17 protein-coding genes are annotated in these 20,455 nt (G+C 64.7%); 6 read left to right on the top strand and 11 right to left on the bottom strand.

What is annotated here, in order from left to right:
• Window positions 1-4: 4 nt before the first annotated feature.
• The 4 genes from ACA027_RS14930 to ACA027_RS14915 all read right to left on the bottom strand — a co-directional run bounded on the left by ACA027_RS14930 (window position 5) and on the right by ACA027_RS14915 (window position 5,472).
• Complete coding sequence (locus tag ACA027_RS14930; protein WP_370678988.1) at window positions 5-1,912, bottom strand: dipeptide ABC transporter ATP-binding protein; 1,908 nt, start codon at window positions 1,910-1,912, stop codon at window positions 5-7.
• Window positions 1,912-2,805, bottom strand: coding sequence for an ABC transporter permease (locus ACA027_RS14925; RefSeq protein WP_370678987.1), 894 nt, complete (start codon window positions 2,803-2,805; stop codon window positions 1,912-1,914). The genes ACA027_RS14930 and ACA027_RS14925 overlap by 1 nt, the downstream gene beginning before the upstream one ends.
• Window positions 2,806-2,816: 11 nt before the next feature.
• On the bottom strand, window positions 2,817-3,806 hold the full coding sequence (locus tag ACA027_RS14920) for an ABC transporter permease (RefSeq protein WP_370678986.1): 990 nt from the start codon (window positions 3,804-3,806) through the stop codon (window positions 2,817-2,819).
• A gap of 103 nt (window positions 3,807-3,909) precedes the next feature.
• Entirely contained in the window at window positions 3,910-5,472 is a 1,563-nt protein-coding gene (locus ACA027_RS14915; RefSeq protein WP_370678985.1) for an ABC transporter substrate-binding protein, read from the bottom strand.
• A gap of 279 nt (window positions 5,473-5,751) precedes the next feature.
• Here ACA027_RS14915 and cobT point away from each other — a divergent pair, with 279 nt between their 5' ends.
• Window positions 5,752-6,831 carry a nicotinate-nucleotide--dimethylbenzimidazole phosphoribosyltransferase gene (cobT, locus tag ACA027_RS14910; protein WP_370678984.1) on the top strand — a complete coding sequence of 360 codons (1,080 nt, stop codon included), beginning with the start codon at window positions 5,752-5,754 and terminating at the stop codon, window positions 6,829-6,831.
• A 226-nt stretch (window positions 6,832-7,057) separates the two neighbouring features.
• On the opposite strand, the gene ACA027_RS14905 is transcribed toward cobT, so the two are convergent.
• From ACA027_RS14905 to ACA027_RS14890, 4 genes are all read right to left on the bottom strand, one after another.
• Window positions 7,058-7,789, bottom strand: coding sequence for a DNA/RNA non-specific endonuclease (locus ACA027_RS14905; RefSeq protein ID WP_370682596.1), 732 nt, complete (start codon window positions 7,787-7,789; stop codon window positions 7,058-7,060).
• Between the two features lie 239 nt (window positions 7,790-8,028).
• Window positions 8,029-8,463 (bottom strand): RNA-binding S4 domain-containing protein, encoded by a 435-nt coding sequence (locus tag ACA027_RS14900; RefSeq protein WP_370678983.1) that lies wholly within the window; start codon window positions 8,461-8,463, stop codon window positions 8,029-8,031.
• Window positions 8,464-8,539: 76 nt separating this feature from the next.
• A complete protein-coding gene (locus ACA027_RS14895; RefSeq protein ID WP_370678982.1) occupies window positions 8,540-10,066 on the bottom strand; it encodes a sensor histidine kinase in 1,527 nt (508 codons plus the stop codon).
• 4 nt (window positions 10,067-10,070) lie between these two features.
• Entirely contained in the window at window positions 10,071-10,760 is a 690-nt protein-coding gene (locus ACA027_RS14890; RefSeq protein WP_370678981.1) for a response regulator, read from the bottom strand.
• Window positions 10,761-10,937: 177 nt separating this feature from the next.
• Here ACA027_RS14890 and ACA027_RS14885 point away from each other — a divergent pair, with 177 nt between their 5' ends.
• The 3 genes from ACA027_RS14885 to ACA027_RS14875 all read left to right on the top strand — a co-directional run bounded on the left by ACA027_RS14885 (window position 10,938) and on the right by ACA027_RS14875 (window position 14,277).
• Entirely contained in the window at window positions 10,938-11,900 is a 963-nt protein-coding gene (locus tag ACA027_RS14885) for a Bug family tripartite tricarboxylate transporter substrate binding protein (protein WP_370678980.1), read from the top strand.
• 278 nt (window positions 11,901-12,178) lie between these two features.
• Window positions 12,179-12,748, top strand: coding sequence for a tripartite tricarboxylate transporter TctB family protein (locus ACA027_RS14880; protein WP_370678979.1), 570 nt, complete (start codon window positions 12,179-12,181; stop codon window positions 12,746-12,748).
• Entirely contained in the window at window positions 12,748-14,277 is a 1,530-nt protein-coding gene (locus ACA027_RS14875; protein ID WP_370678978.1) for a tripartite tricarboxylate transporter permease, read from the top strand. The genes ACA027_RS14880 and ACA027_RS14875 overlap by 1 nt, the downstream gene beginning before the upstream one ends.
• Before the next feature lie 66 nt (window positions 14,278-14,343).
• Here ACA027_RS14875 and ACA027_RS14870 read toward each other — a convergent pair whose 3' ends face one another.
• Window positions 14,344-15,279 (bottom strand): LysR family transcriptional regulator, encoded by a 936-nt coding sequence (locus ACA027_RS14870; RefSeq protein WP_370678977.1) that lies wholly within the window; start codon window positions 15,277-15,279, stop codon window positions 14,344-14,346.
• A gap of 134 nt (window positions 15,280-15,413) precedes the next feature.
• On the opposite strand from ACA027_RS14870, the gene ACA027_RS14865 reads away from it, so the two are divergent.
• The gene (locus ACA027_RS14865; protein WP_370678976.1) at window positions 15,414-16,643 is read left to right on the top strand and encodes an MFS transporter; all 1,230 of its coding nucleotides are present in this window, start codon (window positions 15,414-15,416) and stop codon (window positions 16,641-16,643) included.
• 99 nt (window positions 16,644-16,742) lie between these two features.
• Here the strand turns inward: ACA027_RS14865 and ACA027_RS14860 are convergent, their stop codons facing one another.
• Window positions 16,743-18,407, bottom strand: a complete 1,665-nt coding sequence (locus ACA027_RS14860) for a methyl-accepting chemotaxis protein (RefSeq protein ID WP_370678975.1) — start codon at window positions 18,405-18,407, stop codon at window positions 16,743-16,745.
• Window positions 18,408-18,706: 299 nt separating this feature from the next.
• On the bottom strand, window positions 18,707-19,600 hold the full coding sequence (gcvA, locus tag ACA027_RS14855) for a transcriptional regulator GcvA (RefSeq protein WP_370678974.1): 894 nt from the start codon (window positions 19,598-19,600) through the stop codon (window positions 18,707-18,709).
• A 140-nt stretch (window positions 19,601-19,740) separates the two neighbouring features.
• On the opposite strand from gcvA, the gene ACA027_RS14850 reads away from it, so the two are divergent.
• The gene (locus ACA027_RS14850; RefSeq protein ID WP_370678973.1) at window positions 19,741-20,367 is read left to right on the top strand and encodes a glutathione S-transferase family protein; all 627 of its coding nucleotides are present in this window, start codon (window positions 19,741-19,743) and stop codon (window positions 20,365-20,367) included.
• Window positions 20,368-20,455: the final 88 nt, after the last annotated feature.

Here is a 20,455-nt window from a genome sequence, read left to right as displayed (position 1 = left end):
CGTTTCAAGCCATGGGCGGTGTGTAGTTCCGCGCAGCAGAGGGGGGGGCATGGGTGTGGGGCTGCGTGCCTGGCATGTTGCGCGCGTCCGGCATGCGCGCAGCATCCAAGTGACAAGCCACCAGGCCTTCTCCCTGGACCGGTCTGAGTATGGGGTCAACTTCTGCGCACTGCGCCATGGCAAATGGGCAGCGCGTGCGAAAGCTGCACCCTTGAGGGATCTGGATGGGGTCAGGTGGCTCGCCCTCTAGCAGATAGGTTTCCGTCCTGTAGGGCTTTGCTTCGATGCTGGGCGCGGCACTGAGCAAGGCGCGGGTGTAGGGGTGGCAGGAGCGGCTGAATATGGCGTCGTTGTCGGCCAGCTCCACGATGCGGCCGAGGTACATGACGGCAATGCGGGAGCAGACACGGCGGACCATGGCCAGGTCGTGGGAGATGAAGACATAGGTGATGCCGCGCCGCGCTTGAAGCTGCTTGAACAGATCCAGCAGCTTGGCCTGCTCCACCTGATCGAGGGCTGACAAGGTTTCATCCAGGATGAGCAGCTCCGGCTCGAGCATCAGCGCGCGGGCGATGTTGACCCGCTGACGCTGCCCGGCGCTGAGGCCCACGGGCAGGCTGTCAAAAAGTTCGGGGGACAGCCCCACCTCGACCATCTGCGCCATCACCCGCTGGCGCAGCGCCTGGCCCCGCAGCGGTGAATGGATGCGCAGCGGCTCCGAGATCGTCCGGCCTATGGTGGCATGGGGCGCAATGGCGTTGTAGGGGTCTTGCAGCAGCAGCTGAAAGCGCCGCCGCATGTGCAGCAGCTCGCGGCCGCGCAAAGCCCCGAGATGGGTGTCTTCAAAAAAAACCGCACCGCTGTCTGGGGACTCGAGGCAGCTCAGCAGGCGGGAAAGCGTTGACTTTCCACAGCCCGACTCCCCGATGATGCCGACGTTCTCCCCTTTTCTGACGGAGAACGAGACGCCGCGTACCGCCTGAATTTTCTGGGTGGCAAAAAGCGCGCGCTGGTTGCGCACCGCGTAGCTTTTGACGACGGCACGCACATCCAGAATGGTCTCGCCCAGCACGGCCTTCGGCGGTGCCTGCACGCCCCAGATTCTGGGGACCCGTTCCAGCAGTGCGCGGGTATAGGCATGTTCCGGCTGTTCGATCAGGCGAGCAATGGGCGCGCGCTCCACGATGCGGCCTTGGTCGAGCACGATCACCTGGTCGGCAATATCGCGCACGATGCCCAGAAGTGAAGACACAAAGACGATGGCGGTGTGAAAGTCTTGCTGCAGCTCCTTGAGCAGACGCAGGATCTGGGCCGCCACAGTCACATCGAGCGACTGAGTGATGTTGTCCGCAATGAGCAGACGCGGGTTGGAGACCAGGGCGTCCACGATCAAGGCACGTTGCAGCATCCCGCCGCTGAACTGAAACGGGTATTCGTCAAAGCGCTTGGCTGCGGAAGGAATGCGCACCGCATCCAGCACCTCGATCACCCGGCGTTTGGCCGCCTTTTTTTCCATGCCCGGTGACACCGCGAGCAGCTTTTCTTGGATTTGATGCCCTACCGGCAGCGTGGGGTCGAGTGCGCTGCCCGGATTGGCGCCGATATAGGCGATTTCTCTTCCCCGCAGCTGGCGCATCTCGGCGGGCGTGCACTGGAGCAAATCCTTGCCGCGGTAACGCACCTGCCCCCCCGAGATCTGGAGTGGTGCACGCAGCGCATTCACCAGTGCCCGGGACAGCACGGTCTTCCCGGATGCGCTCTCTCCGATGATGCCCAGCACGGCGTTCGAGGCAATGGAAAAGCCAATGTCCGTCAGGATTTTGCGCGGCGCCCCATGGGTGCAAAGCTCCACGGCCAGCTTGTCGACCACCAGAACCGGGGGCGGCGAGAGCGCGTCAGCTTGAGGTCCCATCACTCCACTCCCTGAAGGGCTTGGTTGCGCGCGCGTTCCAAGAATCCGCCGATGAGATTCAGGCTGCTCAATGCCAGGGCCAGCAGCACGCCAGGAACAATGGTGATCCACCAGGCATTCAGCAGGTACTGGGTGCCCGAGGAGATGATGGTGCCGAAGGTGGGCGTTGGCGGTTGTATGCCTATGCCGATGAAGCCGAAGATGGCTTCAAAAATCATCATGCGTGCCACGTCCAGCACCGCCACAAAAGCCATGGGAGGCAACACGCTGGGCGCAATATGCCTGGCCATGATGCGCATATCGGAGGCGCCCAGAATCTGGGCGGCCCGCACATATTCTTTCTGGCGCTCCGCCAGCGTGACGCTGCGGGCCACGCGCGCATACACCGGCCAGCTCGAGAGGATTAGCACCGCAATCACGGAGAGGGCGGTGGGGCGCGACATGCCCAAAATGGTGATGGCCAAAATGATGACGGGGATGGACATCTGCACGTCGGTCAGACGCATCAGCGCAATGTCCACCCAGCCGCCGCGATAGCCCGAAAAGATGCCGATGGCACAGCCCAGCACGAACATGCCGACGACGCTGACAAGGCCAATCGCGAAGGCATTGCGCAGGCCGATGAGGGAGCGCAGCAGCAGGTCGCGACCCAGCTGGTCCGTGCCCATGAAGTGCCGCAGCGATCCGCCCTCCATGAAGGCGGGAGGCAGAAAACGCTCCGCGACGTTCATGCGCGTGGCCGACGCATCAATGAGCAAGGGGCCCAAAACGGCAAGCAATGCCAGCATGGCAAAGATCGCAAAGGCCAGCTTCATCTCGGTGTGCTTCCACGCACTGCGCACAATGCGCTCGTTGATGCCGGCGCGTCGCGCCGCATGCACGGGGTGTGGCATGGACGTCTCCATCAGAACTTCAAGCGCCGGTCAATGCTGGTGGACAGATAGTCCACCAGCATGTTGAGAGAGACCAGGGCACTGCTTGCGAGGATGGCAACGGCCTGGATGATGGGGAAGTCGCGCTGAAAGACGGCGTTGATGGTGAGCAAGCCGATGCCGGGATAGCTGAAGATGTACTCGACCACGAACAGCCCGCCCAAAAGCATGCCGATCATTTGCGCGCCAAAGAGGTTGAGCAAAGGGATGGAGGCATTGCGCAGCACATGCCGGGTGACCATGGCCCGGTAGGACAGGCCGCGCACCAGGCCTACGTCAAAGTAGGCCTCGCCCAGGTTGGCGGCGACCGAGACGGAGATCGACCGAATCATGACCGGCGCCAGCTCTATGGCCAGGACCATGGCCGGAATGATGGTGTAGCTAAACCCCTGGTAGCCAATCGCTGGCAGCAGCTCCGCCTTGGCGGACAGCAAATAAATGAGTACGACCCCCACCCAGATATTGGGCAGGGAGACGAACAGCGAGCTGGTGTAGAGGCCTATGCGATCGGGCCAGCGCCCTGCGTTCAAACCGGCGCCCAGCCCCATGGGAATGGCGACGATCAAGGCGAAAAAAACGCCCAGCGCGGCAAGCTGCAGCGAATAGGGGAGTGCGCTTGCAATCAGCTGCGCAACGGAGGCGCGGCTTGCATTGCCCGGGCTTTGGGTGTCTTGCGTGCCACTGCTGCTCCCGCCCTGCGCTCCACGGATGAAGGAATGCCCCAGGTCACCGGTGGCGACTTCGCCGAGAAAGCGCGTGAACTGCACCGGGATGGGGTCGCGCAGGCCGAGCTGCTTTGCGGTTTCCTCTAGAACATTGGCGGGCGTCATGGGCCCCAGGATGATGCGGATGGGATCCCCCGGCACCACGCGAAGCAGTGTGAAGATGGCGAAAGCCACCAACAACACAATCACCAGGCCCTGGCTGATGCGGCGTGCAAAAAACTCGATGGCAAATGTCATGGCAAGGCCTTGCGCAAAGCGTGAACGAGCGTCACCCCGGCCTGTTGTATTCGCAAGCCGTGATGGTTGGGGCGGTGGATGCGGCGTGCGCGCCGCGTGGGGCTCAGATAAAGCGCGCTTTGCTCAGGTCGACAGGGCCGTTGGGGTAGAAGCTGACGCCTTGCAGGTTCTTGGTCATGGCGCGCAAAAAGACCGAAGAGAACAGCGACAGGCTGGGCACCTTGCTCGCAATCAGCGGCAGCGTCTCTTCCTGCAGAATCTTTTGGCGGGCTTCGACGGTGTCTGCATTGCGCTCCTTGTCCAGCGAGGCATCGAGCTGCGGGTCTGCGATGCCGTTGACCAGCGCGAATTTCGAGTGGTAGTTGGGGCGCAGCACCAGGTCTGGCTCGGGAGAGCCGGTGATCCAGCCCACATCGATGATGTGGCCAGGCCCCTGGCCGTCGGCGCGGCGGTACAGGCGTTCTTCCCATGCCGCAGGCTCCAGCGTGGTGAGCTTTACCGGAAAGCCTTGCTCTTGCAGCATGCCGGTGATGAGCTCTCCGTACTCGCGCGTCTTGGGGTAAAAACCCACCGAGGTGATGTATTCGATATCCGGCAGCCCCTTGCCCTTGGGGAAGCCGGCGGCAGCCAGCAGCTTTTGCGACAGTGCGGGGTCGAACTTGGGGTAGCTGGCCAGGTTGGTGTAGCCGAACTTGACGGGGGACAGATGACAGCCTGCGTTCTGCCCCGCATCGCCGACCACGGTCAGCACCTGTGCACGGTCAATGGCATGCACGGCGGCGAGCCTCAGGCGCAGGTCATTGAATGGGGGCTTGTTGCAGCGGAAGTGGAGGTATTTGTTTTCGCTGGAGAGGCTGCGGTCCGTGACGATGCGTGGGTTTTGCTTGAGCGAGGCATATTGCTCCGGCTCCAGCCGCTCCGCGAGGTGGTACTGCCCATTGAGCAGGCCCAGCACCCGGGTGTTGGCATCGGGCACATAGGCCCAGACCAGATGGTCGATGGGGGGCTTGCCTTCGTAGTAGTTGTCAAAGGCTTTGAAAATGATCTGGTCGCCCTTGGTCTCTACATAACGGTAGGGCCCTGTTCCGTTGGGGCGCCGCTTCAAGGTGGCGGGGTCTGCCACGTCCTTGGCAGAAAGAATGGGCAAAAAGCCCACCAAATACCAGAAGTTCAGAGCGGGGTAGCCGTGCTTCTGGGTGTTCAGCCGAATCTTGTAGCGGTCTACGATTTCCACATCCACGCGACCCGGGTACCAGGCGGAGGCGGGTCTTTCCGGTTGCGAGGCGTATTCGAAGGTGGCCTTCACATCCTCGGCCGAAAACTCCTTGCCGTCGTGAAACCGGACGCCCTTGCGCAAGCTGTATTCCAGCGTGAATTTGTCGATGACCTTCCAGCTGGTGGCCAGGTCAGGAAGGATCTCGCTGGCATTTCCGGGCCGCATCGGGCATTTCGTCAAATGCCCATACAGAAAGCCTTCGGCCGTGATTTGCGGGGCCACCGTGTGCGAGCTGGGATCCCAACTGCTGGTCACGGTGCCGGCAGCGGCAAAGACCAGGGTTTGCTCGTTCTTGGCCCAGGCTGTGGTGGCGGCCGTGCTGTGGATCAGCGCAGCGCTCGCTCCGAGCGTTGATCCTTTTGAAATGAAACCACGTCGTGTAAGCGCCATAGCTTGCTTCCTCGCATTCAGATGAACACATGAGACTGCAGTGCAACCGCTGAACGAGCGGCGGTGTTTATTTTTCAAGTGACTTGATTATTTGTCAAGTAACTTGAATTTGGTGCATGAGTGATTCAATTCGGTGCGCATGAAAGCTGCGAGCAACAGCCGTGAAATGCACCCTGGCATTGATCTGCGGGCGTGTGGGCAGGACGATACTTGGGGCTTTCTCCACTTTGGAGCGCAGCCTGCCGTGAAGGCATGGACGGGCGCCTCCCATTTTTGGCTATGCACGACTTTCTCCCCACCGTGGCCTCCATCCAGGACGAGGCATTCACCCGGCATGTCCAGCATCTGCTGGATGACAAGACCAAGCCTGTGGGATCGCTGGGCCAGCTCGAACGCCTGGCCCTGAAACTGGCCTGCATCCTGGGCACGGAGCCGCCTGTGCTGCAGGCCCCGCAGATGGTGGTGTTTGCCGCCGACCATGGGCTGGCGGCGCGTGGCGTGTCTGCCTATCCCCAGGATGTGACCTGGCAGATGGTGGAGAACTTCCTGGCCGGCGGTGCAGCGGTGAGCGTGCTCTCGCGCACCCAGGGCATTCACCTGAACATCGTGGACTGTGGTGTGGCCCGCGATATAGACCGGCGCGAGCAAGACCCCGAAGACAAGTTGCCCAAGCCCGGCGAGCCGCGCCTGTGGCGGCGCAAGGTAGCCTATGGCACGCGCGACTGCAGCACTGGCCCGGCCATGACGGCGGAGGAATGCCGCATGGCCATCCACAACGGCATGGCCCTGGTCAAACAGCTGCCGGGCAATGCCCTGTTGCTGGGCGAGATGGGCATTGGCAATACCTCCTGCGCATCGCTGCTGCTGGCGCGGCTGGGGCAGCTGGATGTGGCCAGCGTCAGCGGCATGGGTACGGGCCTGGACGCCGAGGGCCTGCGCCGCAAGGTGGAGGTGCTGCGCAGCGTGCTGAACCACCATGCCGATGTGACTGAACCGTTGGCCGTGCTGGCTGCCATGGGCGGGCTGGAAGTGGCCACCATGGTGGGCGCCGTGCTGCAAGCCGCGGTGGAGCGCCGGGTGATTGTGGTGGATGGTTTCATCACCTCGGCCGCCGTGCTGGTGGCCAGCCGCCTGCGCCCTGCGGTGCTGGAACGCTGCGTCTATGCCCACCGCTCGGGCGAGCCCGGCCACACGCTGCTGCTGCAGGCCCTGGGGGGGGCGCCGCTGCTGGATTGGCAGATGCGCCTGGGCGAAGGCTCGGGCGCGGCCACAGTCTGGCCGCTGCTCGTTTCCGCCTGCGCCGTGCTGCGCGAGATGGCGAGTTTTGGCTCTGCCGGTATCTCCACCAAAAACATCTGAGTGGCCGCAGGCCTGTGGCTCTGGTCAGGCCGCCGGAGCGGGTCAGCGCAGTCCAGCAAGCGCTTGGGTCATCCCCACAACGCCCAGACAGCGCTTCAGGCGCGGCGTCTCGCCCGCTGACAGTACGTCTGTACGGCAAGGGCGAGCAACAAAGCATGAAGCGCTGTCTGGACGCCCCCAAACGAGGCACCACGAAGCCGCAAGGCTTCGCATCAAGACGGCATATTCAATGCACTTGCAGGCCGGGGAGAAATTCGATGCCAGTGCGGCGCACCAGCTCTTGGTAGCTGATGGGGCGCGTCACCGTCGCATCGTCGGCATTCGCCTGCCAATGCACCCAGGCGCGCTGGGTCTGGGCGTCGTAAACCAGCTTGAACAGGTGGGAAGGCACATGCACATGGTTGGCGCCTATGGTGCCGGCTTCGCCTTGGAACACCGGCCCGGTGATGATGTAGACATCGCCCCGCGCGCGGTGGGCGTAGCGGCGCGTGTCCTGCTCGATGCGGGCCCAGGGGCCGCTGTTTTGTGCCATGGACTGGGGCACCATATTGGCCAGCGAAAAGCTTTGCGCCATGGCCTGGGCCGTGGGCATGTCGCCTGCCGGTGCCATATGGCCGCGCGAGTAGCCGGAGCGCTTGTAGTCGTCCAGCTCGGCCCGCTCGGCGCGGGGTAGACGGGCATCGGCATAGAAGCGGTTGCTGCGCTTTTCGTTAGCGTCCTCGACCAGGGCGCGGTTCATGCGCTGGGCTACATAGACCGGGGTCTTGGTGCTGCCGCTGTGCAGCACGGCAAAGGCGTCATAGCACAGCGCGCGCAGCCGTGGCTGGGGCGCAATCGCCGGAGGCCTGCCGTTGGCAAAAAACTCCGGGCAATCGGCAAAGCCTGTGGCTGCGGCAGAAATGGCAGCAGCGTTGGGAGCGGGTGGGGATTTGGCGTGGAGGGAGGGGAGCAGCGCCAGGGCGCTGGCGCAGATCACGGCACGTGCTGTGCGTGTCCATATCGAACCGGATTTCACAAATTTTCAAAGGGCATTTCGCCCAGGCTGACCGAAAAACAGCGGCCATTGGACCTGAAATGCGGCAGCCCGAGGTGGCGCCGGGTTTCTGGGGGAAATGCGCTGCAGTGCTGAGCAGATCAGCACAAGCTGCTATGCAAAGTCGAGCGTGGTGTGCGAAAGCGCAGCGAGGCTGTCAGGTGCTAAACATCATCGAGCGATGCGCTCCAGCGATCGCCCCAGCCGCTGCGCGCCTGGTCGATCTGGCGGCGGTCGCGCTTGGTGGGGCGGCCATCGCGCAGGCTGGCAATGCTGTCGGCAGGTTCGGGAGCCAGGCGACGCTCCTCGGCCAGACGCAGGCGTTCGGCCAGGCTTTCCGCCGTCTCTTCATACAGCTGCTGGGCGATGGGGGCCGGCCCGCGCATGCCGCTCAAGGCCTTGACCACCACGGTGCGTGGCAGCGGGCCCTGGCGCAGAGCAATGCTGTCTCCAATCCGTACCTCGCGTGCAGGTTTGGTGGGCGCATTGTTGACGCTGACGCGGCCTTTGCCGATTTCTTCTACAGCCAGGCTGCGCGTCTTGTAAAAGCGCGCACACCACAGCCATTTGTCCAGTCGCATGGAAAGCAGATCGCTCATATGGCTGCCATTGTGCCTGTGCCCGGGCCGGTTTGTATGTCGAATGTATGTCGGCGGCTACGCATGCAGCGAGGGTTCAAAGTGAAGCCTGGGGCAGCAGCACTTCGGCATCCAGGCCGTGGATGGTGTCGCTGCCAGGCGCATGGCGGTTGCGCAGCTGCAGGTGGCCATGCAGGGCCAGAACAATCTCATGGCAGATGGCCAAGCCCAGGCCGGAGCCGCCATGGCCGTCGCCTGCTGAAAAAGGACGGAATAGTCGTTGCTGCAGCTCAGCGCTGATGCCGGGGCCGCTGTCGGTGATGCGCAGCAGCGCCATGGACGGGACGTCCTGGGCAGAAGAGGGCTGGGGCGCAGGCTGCAGTTGCACGCGCAGCGGGCTGCCCACGGGCGCATGGCGTATGGCGTTGTGCAGCAGATTGCGCACCAGCTCGCGCAGCATCCAGGCCGGGGCCTGCACCCAGACCGCGGCATCGGCCTGCAGCTCAAAGTCCAGGGTCTTGTCGGCCACCAGTGGGGCCAGGTCCAGGGCCACCTCGCGCACGATGGCATCCCAGGCCATGGGCGCCGCTGGGGCCGGGGCCTGGCGCAGCTGCTCCACCTTGGCCAGGGCCAGCATCTGGTTGGCCAGCTGGGTGGCGCGGTCCACCGTGGTTTCGATCTCGGCCAGAGCCTCGGCTGGCGGCATATCGCCGCGGCGAGCCGATTGCACCTGGGTCTTGAGCACGGCCAGCGGCGTGCGCAACTGGTGGGCCGCATCACGCACAAAGCGCTTTTGGTGCTGCAGCAGCCGGCTCAGCCGGGCCATGACCTGGTTGGTCGCTTCCAGCAGCGGCTGCAGCTCACGCGGTGCGGCAGGCGGGGCCAGCGGGCTGAGGTCACCCTGCGGGCGCTGAGCCATGGCCTGGCTGATGCGGCGCACCGGGCGCGTCACCCGCTGCACCACCAGCAGCACGGTGAGCACCACCAGCAGCACCAGCAGGGCCTGGCGCCACAGCGTATCGGCCAGCAGGTGCAGGGCCAGCGTGCGGCGCAGCTCCAGGGTTTCTGCCACCTGGATCACGGCCATGCTGCGGCCCGTGGCACTGGCCACCGGTTGCAGCAGCACGGCCACGCGCACGGGCTGGTCACGGAATTTGGCGTCATAGAAATCCACCAGGGCCGCATAGGGCGGGCGCATGGGAATCTGGCCGCGCCAAAACGGCAGCTCGGCAAAGCCAGACACCAGCTCTCCATCCAGGGTGGAGACGCGGTAGAACATGCGGCTTTGGTTGTCGGCCTCAAAGATTTCCAGCGCCGAATAGGGAACGATGGAGCGCAGCTGGGCATGTTCGTCATAGCCGTCCACATCCAGCTGTTCGCTGATGCTTTTGGCCGAAGCCAGCAGCGTGCGGTCATAGGCGGTGTGCAGTGTCTGCAGCGACTCCCGGTACAGGCTGACGGTGTTGAAGCCAATGGACAGCACCACGGGCAGCAAAATGCCCACCAGCAGCTGGCGCCGCAGCGACCAGGGCGCGGGGGGCCACAAGCGATGCCACAGCAGCAGCGGCCGCTCCAGCTGCGGCGGAACCTGGTGCGCAAGAGGGGGCGGCGTGGGCGCGGACATGGCTTCAGCCCTGGCTTTGCTTGAGCAAATAGCCCAGGCCGCGCAGCGTCACCAGGTCCACCCCGGTGCCCGCCAGCTTTTTGCGCAGGCGGTAAACCACCACTTCGATGGCTTCGTACTGCACGGTGGCTTCACCCGGAAACACCAGGGCATACAGCCGCTCCTTGGCCACGGCCTGGCCGGGGCGCGCCAGCAGCGCCTGCATCAGCGCACGTTCTCGTGGCGTGAAGTCCATGGGCTCGCCCAGGTGGTAAACAGCGCCGCTGTCGCGCTCATAGCGCATATGGCCCAGCTGCACGCTGTGGTCCGAGCCCGAGGGGGCGGCTGTCGCCGTGCTGCTACGGCGCAACAGGGCGCGCAGCCGCGCTTCCAGCTCATCCAGATCAAAGGGTTTGGGCAGATAGTCATCGGCACCGGCATTCAGGCCCAGCACGCGGTCGCCCACGGTGCTGCGGGCGGTGAGCACCAGTACTGGCGTGGCAAGCCCCAGGGCACGGCCCTGGGCCAGCACCTCCAGACCGTCCAGGCCGGGCAGGCTCAGGTCCAGCACCAGGGCGTCGGGTGGCTGGGCCTGCCAGCGCTGCAGGGCTTGCAGGCCATCCCCCACCAGGTGCACTTGCATGCCGCGGCGCAGCAGGGCGCGTTGCAGCGTGGCCTGCATGCTGAGGTCATCTTCGACAAGCAGTATCTGCATGGCGCAGCACCATAGCACCGCGCAAGCTGGCGCTGCGGCATGGTGACCTGGGGTTTTCACGGGGATTGGTGGACAGCGGTTTGACAGGCTGGCGCTGCATGATCGGCAGACCTCCTGCGGGCCGCGCCGCGCATGGTCTGCCAGGAAGCGTATCCATAAATTCAGAAGGAGACACCCATGCGACGCGATACCTTTCTCAAGTCCATGATGGCACTGGCAGCCGCCAGCAGCCTGCCCCTGTCGGCACAAGCTTCCGTGGCCATGAAGATGATGCTGCCGGCCAACCCCGGCGGCGGCTGGGACACCACGGGCCGCGCGCTGGGCAAGGCCTTGATCGATGCCGGCGTGGCCTCGACCGTGACCTATGACAACAAGGGTGGTGCCGCCGGTGCCATCGGCCTGGCGCAGTTCGTCAACGGCAGCAAGGGCGATGCCAATGCGCTGATGGTGATGGGGGCTGTGATGCTGGGCGGCATCATCACCGGCAAGCCGCCGGTGACCCTGGCCCAGGCCACGCCGCTGGCGCGCCTGACCAGCGAATACAACGTGTTTGTGCTGCCCGCCAACTCGCCCTACAAGAGCATGGCCGAGGTGATTGCCCAGCTCAAGAAAGACCCCGGCTCCGTCAAATGGGGTGGTGGCTCGCGCGGCTCCACCGAGCACATCGCGGCCGCCATGATCGCCCGCGCCGTGGGTGTGGACCCGGCCAAGATCAACCACGTGGCCTTCCGTGGGGGCGGGGAAGCCATCTCCGCCATCCTGGGCGGCAATGTGACCATTGGCGGCAGCGGCTATAGCGAATTCGCCGAATACATCGCCACTGGCAAGATGAAGCCTGTGGGCGTGACCTCGGAAGAGCGCCTCAAGGACCTGCCCAATGTGTCCACGCTCAAGGAGCAGGGCATCGACGTGTCCATAGGCAACTGGCGCGGCGTGTATGCCGGCCCCGGCATCAGCAAGGCCCAGCGCGACGAGCTGATCGCCAAGGTGGAAAAAGCCACCAAGAGCAAGGCCTGGGCCGAAGCCCTGGAAAAGAACGGCTGGACGCCCGCATGGCTGGCCGGCGACGCCTTTGCCAGCTTTGTGGACAAGGACTTTGCCAGCCTGCGGGACACCATGACCCGCTCCGGCATGGTCTGAACACCCCCCTGAGTCGCCTGCGGCGCCTTCCCCCCGCTCTTCGCGAGCTGCGCTCGCGGGCAGGGGGACGCTGCCAGCGCTGCGGGGCGGCCCTTGCGCGGCAGCCCTGGTATAGGGGGGCGAGGCTACGTCGGTTTCAGGGCCTGTTGTACTCACTGAATTTACTTGCACCGCTTGCGGTGCTCTCATAAGCGGAGCGGTCTATGCGCTCTGCATATGCGCTAGAAGCTTGTTGGCTTGCCAATCGCCTCCAGCGCCCTCCTTATCAGGAGACATCTATGACAAAACCTATTGCAGCAGACACTGAGATGCGGTCTGCCGACTCGACGCCGGAGGACGGAGTCATTCCTTCTGCGAAATGGCAGGCCGCTGTGGGCACTGCCGTGGTGCTGCTGGCTGCCGGCATGGCCTGGGGTGCCTCGCATATCGCGGGCGACGCCGGCTATGGCGGCGTGGGCCCGGCCTTTGTGCCCTGGTTGTGCGCGGCCGTGTTGGCCGTGTGCGGTCTGTGGCTGGTCTGGGAGGCCAAAACCGGTGGCTACCGCCATGCCGGCTCCGGCGGTGGCTCGGGCCGTGCCGATATCGGCGCCTTTGTCTGGGTGTCGGCCGGCATGCTGCTGAACGCCGGGCTGATCGAGCACCTGGGCTTCATCATCAGCTGCACGCTGTGCTATCTCCTTGCCGTGCAAGGCCTGCGCCGCGCGGCCCACCAGGCACATACGCTGACGCCCAAGACCTTGCTCAAGGACGCCGTGGTCGGCCTCTTGATTGCGGCACCAGTGTTTTGGGCCTTTACGCAATTCCTGGCCATCAATCTACCGGGCCTGACCGAGACGGGGTGGCTGTAATGGAACTGTTTGACGCATTGATGGCGGGCTTTGCCACCGCCGCCACACCCATCAATTTGCTGTGGGCGCTGCTGGGCTGTGCCCTGGGCACGGCCGTGGGCGTGCTGCCCGGTATCGGTCCGGCCGTGGCCGTGGCCATGCTGCTGCCCATCACCGCCAAGGTGGAGATCACGGCCTCGATGATCTTCTTCGCCGGCATCTACTACGGCGCCATGTATGGCGGCTCCACCACCTCCATTTTGCTGAACACCCCGGGCGAGACGGCCAGCATGGTCACGGCCATGGAGGGCAACAAAATGGCCAAGAGCGGCCGCGCCGGGGCGGCCCTGGCCACCTCGGCCATAGGCTCCTTTGTGGCCGGCACGATTGCCACGGTGATCGTGACGCTGTTCGCGCCCACGGTGGCTGACTTCGCCGTCAAGCTGGGCCCGCCCGAGTACTTCATGCTGATGGTGCTGGCCTTCACCACCGTGAGCGCGGTGCTGGGCCAAAGCAGTCTGCGCGGCATGACGGCGCTGTTCCTGGGCCTGGCCCTGGGCTGCGTGGGCATGGACCAGATCTCGGGCTCGGCCCGTTACACGGCCGACCGCATGGAGCTGCTCGATGGCATCGACATCGTGCTGGTGGCCGTGGGCCTGTTTGCCGTGGCCGAGGTGCTGTATGCGGCGCTGTTCGAGGGCAAGGTGGAGGAGTCGCAGAACAAGCTGACCCGGGTGCATATGTCGGCACGCGACTGGAAGCGTTCCTGGCCGGCCTGGATTCGCGGCACCATCATCGGCACGCCCTTTGGCTGTATTCCCGCCGGCGGCACCGAGATCCCGACCTTTTTGAGCTATGCCACCGAGAAAAAGCTGGCCAAGGGCGAGAACAAGGCCGAGTTCGGCAAGCAGGGCGCCATCGAAGGCGTGGCCGGCCCCGAGGCCGCCAACAATGCCACGGTGACGGCGGCGCTGATTCCGCTGCTGACCCTGGGCATTCCCACCAGCAACACCACGGCCGTGCTGCTGGGCGCTTTCCAGAACTACGGCATCAACCCCGGCCCCCAGCTGTTCACCAGCTCGGCCGCCCTGGTGTGGGCGCTGATTGCATCGCTTTACATCGGCAACGTGATGCTGCTGGTGCTGAACCTGCCCATGGTGGGCATGTGGGTCAAGCTCCTGAAAGTACCGCGCCCCCAGCTGTATGCCGGCATCTTGATCTTCGCCACCGTGGGCGCCTATGGCATGCGCCAGAGCACCTTCGATCTGTTTCTGCTGTATGGCATAGGCCTGCTGGGTGTGTTGATGCGCCGCTTTGACTTCCCCACCGCACCGGTGGTGGTGGGCATGATTCTTGGCCCGCTGGCCGAGGCACAGATGCGCAATGCGGTGGCCATTGGCGAAGGCAGCTTTGCCATCTTCTTGCAGCGCCCCATGTCGCTGACGCTGATCATCATCGTGCTGTCCGTGCTCATCGTGCCGCGTGCACTCAAGCATTGGGCCGAGCGCCGCATGGCCCTGCATGGCGGCAGCCCCACGGCATCGGTCTAGCGGGGAGACTGACTGCAGCCATCAGGCTGCAGTCACCTGCAAGGGAGCGCGAGGCGCTCCCTTTTTTCATGCGGGGGCGCCGCTGTCGCTGACCGGCGTGCCCACGCCCTCGGGCCAAGGCCGAAACAGCCGTGCCGCGACAAAGTCCACAAAGGCCCGGATCTTGGGCGAGAGCTGGCGGCTGGCGGGCCACAGCACATAAAACACCATCTGCTCCTGGTTGTAGGCGTCCAGCACCGTGACCAACCGGCCTTGCTGCAGCGGGGCATGCACCGCCAGCTCGGGCAGGCAGGCAATGCCAAAACCCTGCTCGGCAAAGCTCAGCTGCGGGTCCAGGGTGTTGGTCACCATGCCCACCGGCAGCTCCTGGGGCGACAGGGCGCTGCCGCGCAGCACCGGCCACACATCCAGCTTGCCGGTGCTGGGAAAGCGGTAGAGCAGGCAGGCGTGGCGGGCCAGGTCCTCGGGGCGCTCGGGTGTGCCGGTTTGGGCGAAATAGGCCGGGCTGCCAATCAGCACGCGGCGGCAGCTGCCCAGGCGCCGCGCGGTCAGGCGGGAGTCGCTGGGCGTGCCGGAGCGAATCACGGCATCAAAGCCTTCCTCGATCACATCCACCAGCCGGTCGGAATAGTCGATGTCCAGCGTGATGTCGGGGTACAGCCGCTGAAACGCGCCCAGCAAAGGCATGAACAAGCTCCCCACCGAGGGCAGGCTGATACGCAGCAGGCCGCTGGGCGTGGCCTGTGTGTGCTGCAGCTCGGCCTCTGCCGCTTCGACTTCGCAGAGGATGCGGCGGCAGCGCTCCAGAAACAAGGTGCCCTCGGGCGTCAGGTGGATGGTGCGTGTGGAGCGGTGGAACAGGCGCACGCCCAGGCGCGCTTCCAGCCGCACGATGGCCTTGCTGACGGCCGAGGCCGAGATACCCAGCTGCTGCCCCGCCGCAGTGAAGCTGCGCGTCTCACCGGCCCGCACAAACACCTGCAATGCGCCCAGATGTTCCATGGCGTGTCTTTCTTTTGATTGATGACTTGGTAGTCACAAGAATTTTGAACTGTAGCCTGTTTTTCTTTAATGTTGCCGGGCCCACACTGCCAACCACCCCCGACAGCCATGGTGGCTGCGGGCAAGGAATCCCGATGACGACCCCTTCTTCCTGCACCGCTGCGGCATCTGCGGCGGCTTCTGTTTCTGCGGCTGCTGTAGCGCCCACTTCCGACCGGCTGCCGCTGGCCGCCTTGCTGGCCCTGGCCATGGCCGGCTTTCTGGCGTTGATGACCGAAACCCTGCCTGCCGGCATGTTGCTGCCCATCAGCGCCGATCTGCAGATCACGCCCACCCAGGCGGGCCAGTTGGTCACGGCATATGCCGTGGGCGCTTTGGTGGCCGCGGTACCGCTGACGGCTGCCACCCTGGGCTGGCGTCGCCGTCCGCTGCTGCTGGTGGCGCTGTCGGCCATTCTGGTGTTCAACAGCGTCACGGCGTGGAGCAGCAGCTATGGACTGGTTCTGGCGGCCCGTTTGCTGGCGGGCATGGCCACGGGCCTGATCTGGGGCATGTTGGCCGGTTACGCGCGGCGTCTGGTGCCGCCCCATCTTGCGGGGCGGGCATTGGCCATCTCCGGTGTGGGGGCCCCCCTGGCCATGGCACTGGGGGTGCCACTGGGCGCATGGCTGGGCGCCGCGCTGGGCTGGCGGGCCAGCTTTGCGGCCATCTCGCTGCTGGCTTTGCTGGTGATGGCCTGGATCACGCTGCAAGTGCCAGACTCTCCGGGTCAGGCCGCGCAGCAGCGCAAGCCGCTGCGCCAGGTGTGGCGCACTGCCGGTGTGCGCACGGTGCTGGCCGTGCTGGTGCTGTGGGTGTTGGCCCACAACATGCTCTACACCTATGTGATGCCGCTGGTGGCGCCGGCCGGCCTGGCAGAACAGGTGGGAAAGGTGTTGCTGGTGTTTGGCCTGGCCTCCATGGTGGGCCTGGGCCTCAGCGGTCTGTGGATTGACCGCATGCTGCGCCGGCTCAGCCTGGTGAGTCTGGCGGGCTTCGCGGCGGCGGTGCTGGTGCTGGCCATGGCCGGCGGGTGGCCGGCCGCGGTCTATCTGGCCGTGGCCTTGTGGGGGCTGAGCTTTGGTGGGGCCGCGCCTTTGCTGCAGACCGCGTCGGCCCAGGCCGCAGGTGAGGGCGCCGATGTGGCGCAGTCCTTGCTCGTCACCGCGTGGAATCTGGCGATCGCCGCAGGTGGTCTGGCGGGTGGCCTGCTGTTGCAGGCGGTCGGCATTGTGCTGCTGCCTTGGGTGGCACTGGCGCTGATCGCCGTGGCCTGCGGTCTGGCGTGGGCGGCCAGGGCACATGGCTTTCCGGCCAGGGCGTAAACAGGTTTCTGGCTTGTGGGCTGCGGTATGGCGGCCAATGCAAAAAGGGAGCGCATGGCGCTCCCCTGGTGCGGTGTGCGGCCGGTTGGGCCGCGTGGTTTAGACCTCTGCCGCAATACGTGCTGTGTTGGCGTGAGGCAGGGCCGCGCTCCCCAGCCTTGTGCCGGACAGGGTTGCAGGAGCCATGGCCGGGGCGCGCATGCCGTCGATGGCCTCCATGCCGGCATAGTCGTTCAAGGTGAAGGTGGCCACCATCTGCGTCAGCGTTTCGGCCTGTTGGTTCAGGCTGGTGGCGGCAGCGGCGCTTTCCTCCACCAGGGCGGCGTTCTGCTGGGTCACCTGGTCCAGCTGCGAGACCGCGTCGCTGACCTGAGAGATGCCTCGGGCCTGCTCCTGGCTGGCGCTGTTGATCTCGTTGATCAGCGACGAAACCTGCTGCACCTGCTCCACGATGGCCTGGATGGTGTGGCCGGTGTCATCCACCAGCCGGGCGCCGTCGCCCACCTGGTCCACGCTTTGCTGGATCAGCAGCTTGATTTCCTTGGCGGCTTCGGCGCTGCGTCCGGCCAGGGAGCGCACTTCCGATGCCACCACGGCAAAGCCACGGCCTTGCTCGCCCGCGCGTGCGGCTTCCACGGCGGCGTTGAGTGCCAGGATGTTGGTCTGGAAGGCGATGCCGTCGATGACGCCGATGATGTCGGCAATCTTGCCCGAGCTGGCGGAGATGGTCTGCATGGTCTCCGTCACCTGGCGCATGGCATCGCCGCCCTGGCGGGCCGTGTCGGCCGCGCGCACGGCCAGGCTGGAAGCCTGGGCCGCCGCATCGGTGTTGTGGCGCACGGTGGCGGTGAGCTGCTCCATGGAGGCCGCGGTCTGCTGCAGATTGGAGGCCTGGGTCTCGGTGCGCTGGGACAGGTCGTTGTTGCCCATGGTGATCTGCGAGGCGCCGGTGGCAATCGATTCGCTGCCGCTGCGGATGCGGCCCACCACCTGGGCCAGATTGCCATTCATGGTCTGCAGCGCGCCCAGCAGGCGGCCGATTTCATCGTTGCCGTGGGCGCCTATGCGGGCCGTGAGGTCGCCCTGGGCCACGGTTTCGGCGATTTGCACGGCCTGGTCCAGCGGCTGGATGATGGCGCGTATCAAGCGGCGCGCCGACACCAGGCCCAGCACCACAATGGCCAGCAGCACGCCGGCGCTGATCAGCTGCAGGCGCTCATAGTCGCTGTGGGCCACCTCGTACTGGGTCTGGGCTTCTGCGGTCTGGATGGTGATCAGCTCGTCAAAGGCCTTGGCCAGCGGGGTCACGGTGGGGAACAGTCTGTACTCGATGAAGGCCCCCATGCGGTCCATGTCGTAATTGGCCAGCACGCTGTCCAGTTCCTTGAGGCGCGGCTGGGAGGCTTCTTTCAGCGATTCGATGCGGTGCACCAGCTCTTTTTCGCTGTCCAGCAGCGGGTGGGCCAGGTAGGCCGCCCAGGACTGGCCCATGCGCTCGCGCTGCTCCTCCAGCATGTGCTGGCCTTGCTCGGGCAGGATTTGCTGGACATAGACCTTGGTGGCCACCTCGATGAGCTTGACCGAATAGCTGTCGGCCACCACCTTGAGTTGCTGCATGGGCAGCACCCGGTCGTTGTAGATGGTGGACAGGCGCTGGTTGGCCACCTGCAGCTGCCACATCAAGGCCAGGGCCGAAGCCACCAGCAAGACCAATAGCGCGCTCACCAGACGCCACAGGCGGGCGCGGATGCTGACTTGTTTCATGCGAATTTCCTGAGGGGGGAGATACCCAAAGACCAGGCAGCGCAGCGGCTGACCAGACCGTGAGGCAGAGAGTTGTTAAATTTTGTCAGTCGATTCACTTATTGAAACATTTGGTCTAGCCCTGGAAGAGTGCAGTGCGATAGGGAATGCATATCAAACATCTTTGAAATGCTTATGAGTAAAGCACTTGATGCTCTGTTTTTTATAGTTTGCGGGTGCTATCAGCTTGTCAGTTTTTTGACAGTGTTAGCCTTGTTATGCGGCGATAGCTTGCTGCGCCAACCGCGAAGGCAGGGCGATCAGACCAGGGAACTGCGCGTTTCTTCGGATATCCAGTCGGCAAACGCCTGCACCTCCGGGCGCTGCATGGCGTGGGGCAGCGTCACCAGGTAGTAGGCAAAGCGCGCGGGCCAGGGCTTGTCCAGCACCTGTACCAGGCGGCCTGCAGTGATTTCCTCGTGGGCATATTCCTGGGGAACCAGGGCCAGTCCTTGGCCGGCCACGGCCGCCCGTATCAGCAAATAGTCATCTTCAAAAGCCGTGCCGCGTTCGGCGCGCGGGTCGTCGGCCTCACCATGGGCGGCCAGCCATAGCGCCCAGTCGGCACGGTCGGCATCCTGGAGCAAGGGGTAGGCCAGGCAGTCGGCTGGGGTGTAGACCGGGGCCATGCTGGCCAGCAGGCCGGGGCTGGCCACAGGCAGCAGCACCGGGGCCATCAAGGGCTGGGCCAGCAGGCCGGGGTACTGGCCCAGACCATGGCGTATGGCGATGTCCACCCGCTCGCGCTGCAGATCGACCAGGGCGGACGAGGCCTCGACGCGGACCTCGATCTCCGGATGCCGGTGGGTGAAGCGCCCCAGCCTGGGCACCAGCCAGGATGCGGCAAAAGAAGGCTGCGTGCTGATGGTGATGCTCGGCCTTGCGCGCGCCGCCTCCAGCGTATGCAAGGCGTTCTCGATCTGGTCGAAGGCCATGACCAGGCCCGGATGCACACGGGCGCCAGCCTCGGTCAGGCCCATGCGCTGGCGGCTGCGCACAAACAGCGGCAGGCCCACACGCTCTTCCAGCAGCCGTATCTGCTGGCTGACGGCGCCCGAGGTCACGCCCAGGGCCTCGGCGGCATGCTTGATGCTGCCGTGTCGCCCGACCTCCGTGAAAGCGCGCAGGGCCAGCAAGGGGAAGACGGGGTTCATGGTTTAGATTTTCTAAATTTATGAGAAAGATTTAATCGTTTCTCTTATAAGGTATCAGTGAGCAGAATGCATTTTCCAGATGTCTTGAAGATTTAGCCAGACTTATTTTGTTGGCGGACGCTGGAGCATGAAAGAAAGCCATGATTCACCTCTATACCGACAGCTCTCCCAATGGCTTCAAGGCCAGCATTGCCCTGGAAGAGCTGGCGCTGCCCTACCAGCTGCACCATGTGCGCATTGCCGATGGGGCGCACCGGCAGCCGGATTTTCTGGCCCTGAACCCGCATGGCCGCATCCCCGTCATCCGCGATGAAGACAGCGGCATCACCTTGTTCGAGTCGGCGGCCATCCTGCTGTATCTGGCAGAGAAGACCGGTCGCCTGTTGCCGCCGCATCCGGCAGGCCGTTGGGAGGCCGTCAAATGGCTGCAGTTTCATGCCTCCAGCGTGGGGCCCATCATGGGCCAGCGCGTGCATTTCGAGCTGTTTGCCAACCCGGGCAATACAGCGGCCATCGCACGCTACCGTGAGCTGACGGAGCAGGCCTGGGCCGTGCTTGACCGCCATCTGGCCGATGGCCGTCCCTACCTGGCCGGTGCGGACTACTCCATTGCCGATATCGCCCACTTCGGCTGGATGCATATCGCCCGCATCATCGATTTCGACTTCAGCGGCCATGTGCATCTCAGCGCCTGGCATGCGCGCATTGCCCAGCGGCCGGCCGTGCGCCGTGGCGTGGTCTTGCCCGAGCCGGCCACCGGCGCATGAAGAGAGCCGCCATGAACCACCCACACCTGTCTGCGGCCCCCAAGGGCGCGCCGTTTTCTGCATTCCACAACCACCCCGGCTACCGGCG

This window comes from Comamonas sp. GB3 AK4-5, assembly GCF_041320665.1.
GTDB lineage: Bacteria > Pseudomonadota > Gammaproteobacteria > Burkholderiales > Burkholderiaceae_C > Comamonas.
The sequence above is the reverse complement of the archived record's forward strand: the minus strand, read 5'-3'. Positions and strand labels throughout refer to the sequence as shown.

What these genes read in the sequence shown, in the direction of transcription:
- ACA027_RS14930 (WP_370678988.1), bottom strand. Translation starts at nt 1,912, where the DNA reads ATGGGACCTCAAGCTGACGCGCTCTCGCCGCCCCCGGTTCTGGTGGTC.
- ACA027_RS14925 (WP_370678987.1), bottom strand. Translation starts at nt 2,805, where the DNA reads ATGCCACACCCCGTGCATGCGGCGCGACGCGCCGGCATCAACGAGCGC.
- ACA027_RS14920 (WP_370678986.1), bottom strand. Translation starts at nt 3,806, where the DNA reads ATGACATTTGCCATCGAGTTTTTTGCACGCCGCATCAGCCAGGGCCTG.
- ACA027_RS14915 (WP_370678985.1), bottom strand. Translation starts at nt 5,472, where the DNA reads ATGGCGCTTACACGACGTGGTTTCATTTCAAAAGGATCAACGCTCGGA.
- cobT (WP_370678984.1), top strand. Translation starts at nt 5,752, where the DNA reads ATGCACGACTTTCTCCCCACCGTGGCCTCCATCCAGGACGAGGCATTC.
- ACA027_RS14900 (WP_370678983.1), bottom strand. Translation starts at nt 8,463, where the DNA reads ATGAGCGATCTGCTTTCCATGCGACTGGACAAATGGCTGTGGTGTGCG.
- ACA027_RS14895 (WP_370678982.1), bottom strand. Translation starts at nt 10,066, where the DNA reads ATGTCCGCGCCCACGCCGCCCCCTCTTGCGCACCAGGTTCCGCCGCAG.
- ACA027_RS14890 (WP_370678981.1), bottom strand. Translation starts at nt 10,760, where the DNA reads ATGCAGATACTGCTTGTCGAAGATGACCTCAGCATGCAGGCCACGCTG.
- ACA027_RS14885 (WP_370678980.1), top strand. Translation starts at nt 10,938, where the DNA reads ATGCGACGCGATACCTTTCTCAAGTCCATGATGGCACTGGCAGCCGCC.
- ACA027_RS14880 (WP_370678979.1), top strand. Translation starts at nt 12,179, where the DNA reads ATGACAAAACCTATTGCAGCAGACACTGAGATGCGGTCTGCCGACTCG.
- ACA027_RS14875 (WP_370678978.1), top strand. Translation starts at nt 12,748, where the DNA reads ATGGAACTGTTTGACGCATTGATGGCGGGCTTTGCCACCGCCGCCACA.
- ACA027_RS14870 (WP_370678977.1), bottom strand. Translation starts at nt 15,279, where the DNA reads ATGGAACATCTGGGCGCATTGCAGGTGTTTGTGCGGGCCGGTGAGACG.
- ACA027_RS14865 (WP_370678976.1), top strand. Translation starts at nt 15,414, where the DNA reads ATGACGACCCCTTCTTCCTGCACCGCTGCGGCATCTGCGGCGGCTTCT.
- ACA027_RS14860 (WP_370678975.1), bottom strand. Translation starts at nt 18,407, where the DNA reads ATGAAACAAGTCAGCATCCGCGCCCGCCTGTGGCGTCTGGTGAGCGCG.
- gcvA (WP_370678974.1), bottom strand. Translation starts at nt 19,600, where the DNA reads ATGAACCCCGTCTTCCCCTTGCTGGCCCTGCGCGCTTTCACGGAGGTC.
- ACA027_RS14850 (WP_370678973.1), top strand. Translation starts at nt 19,741, where the DNA reads ATGATTCACCTCTATACCGACAGCTCTCCCAATGGCTTCAAGGCCAGC.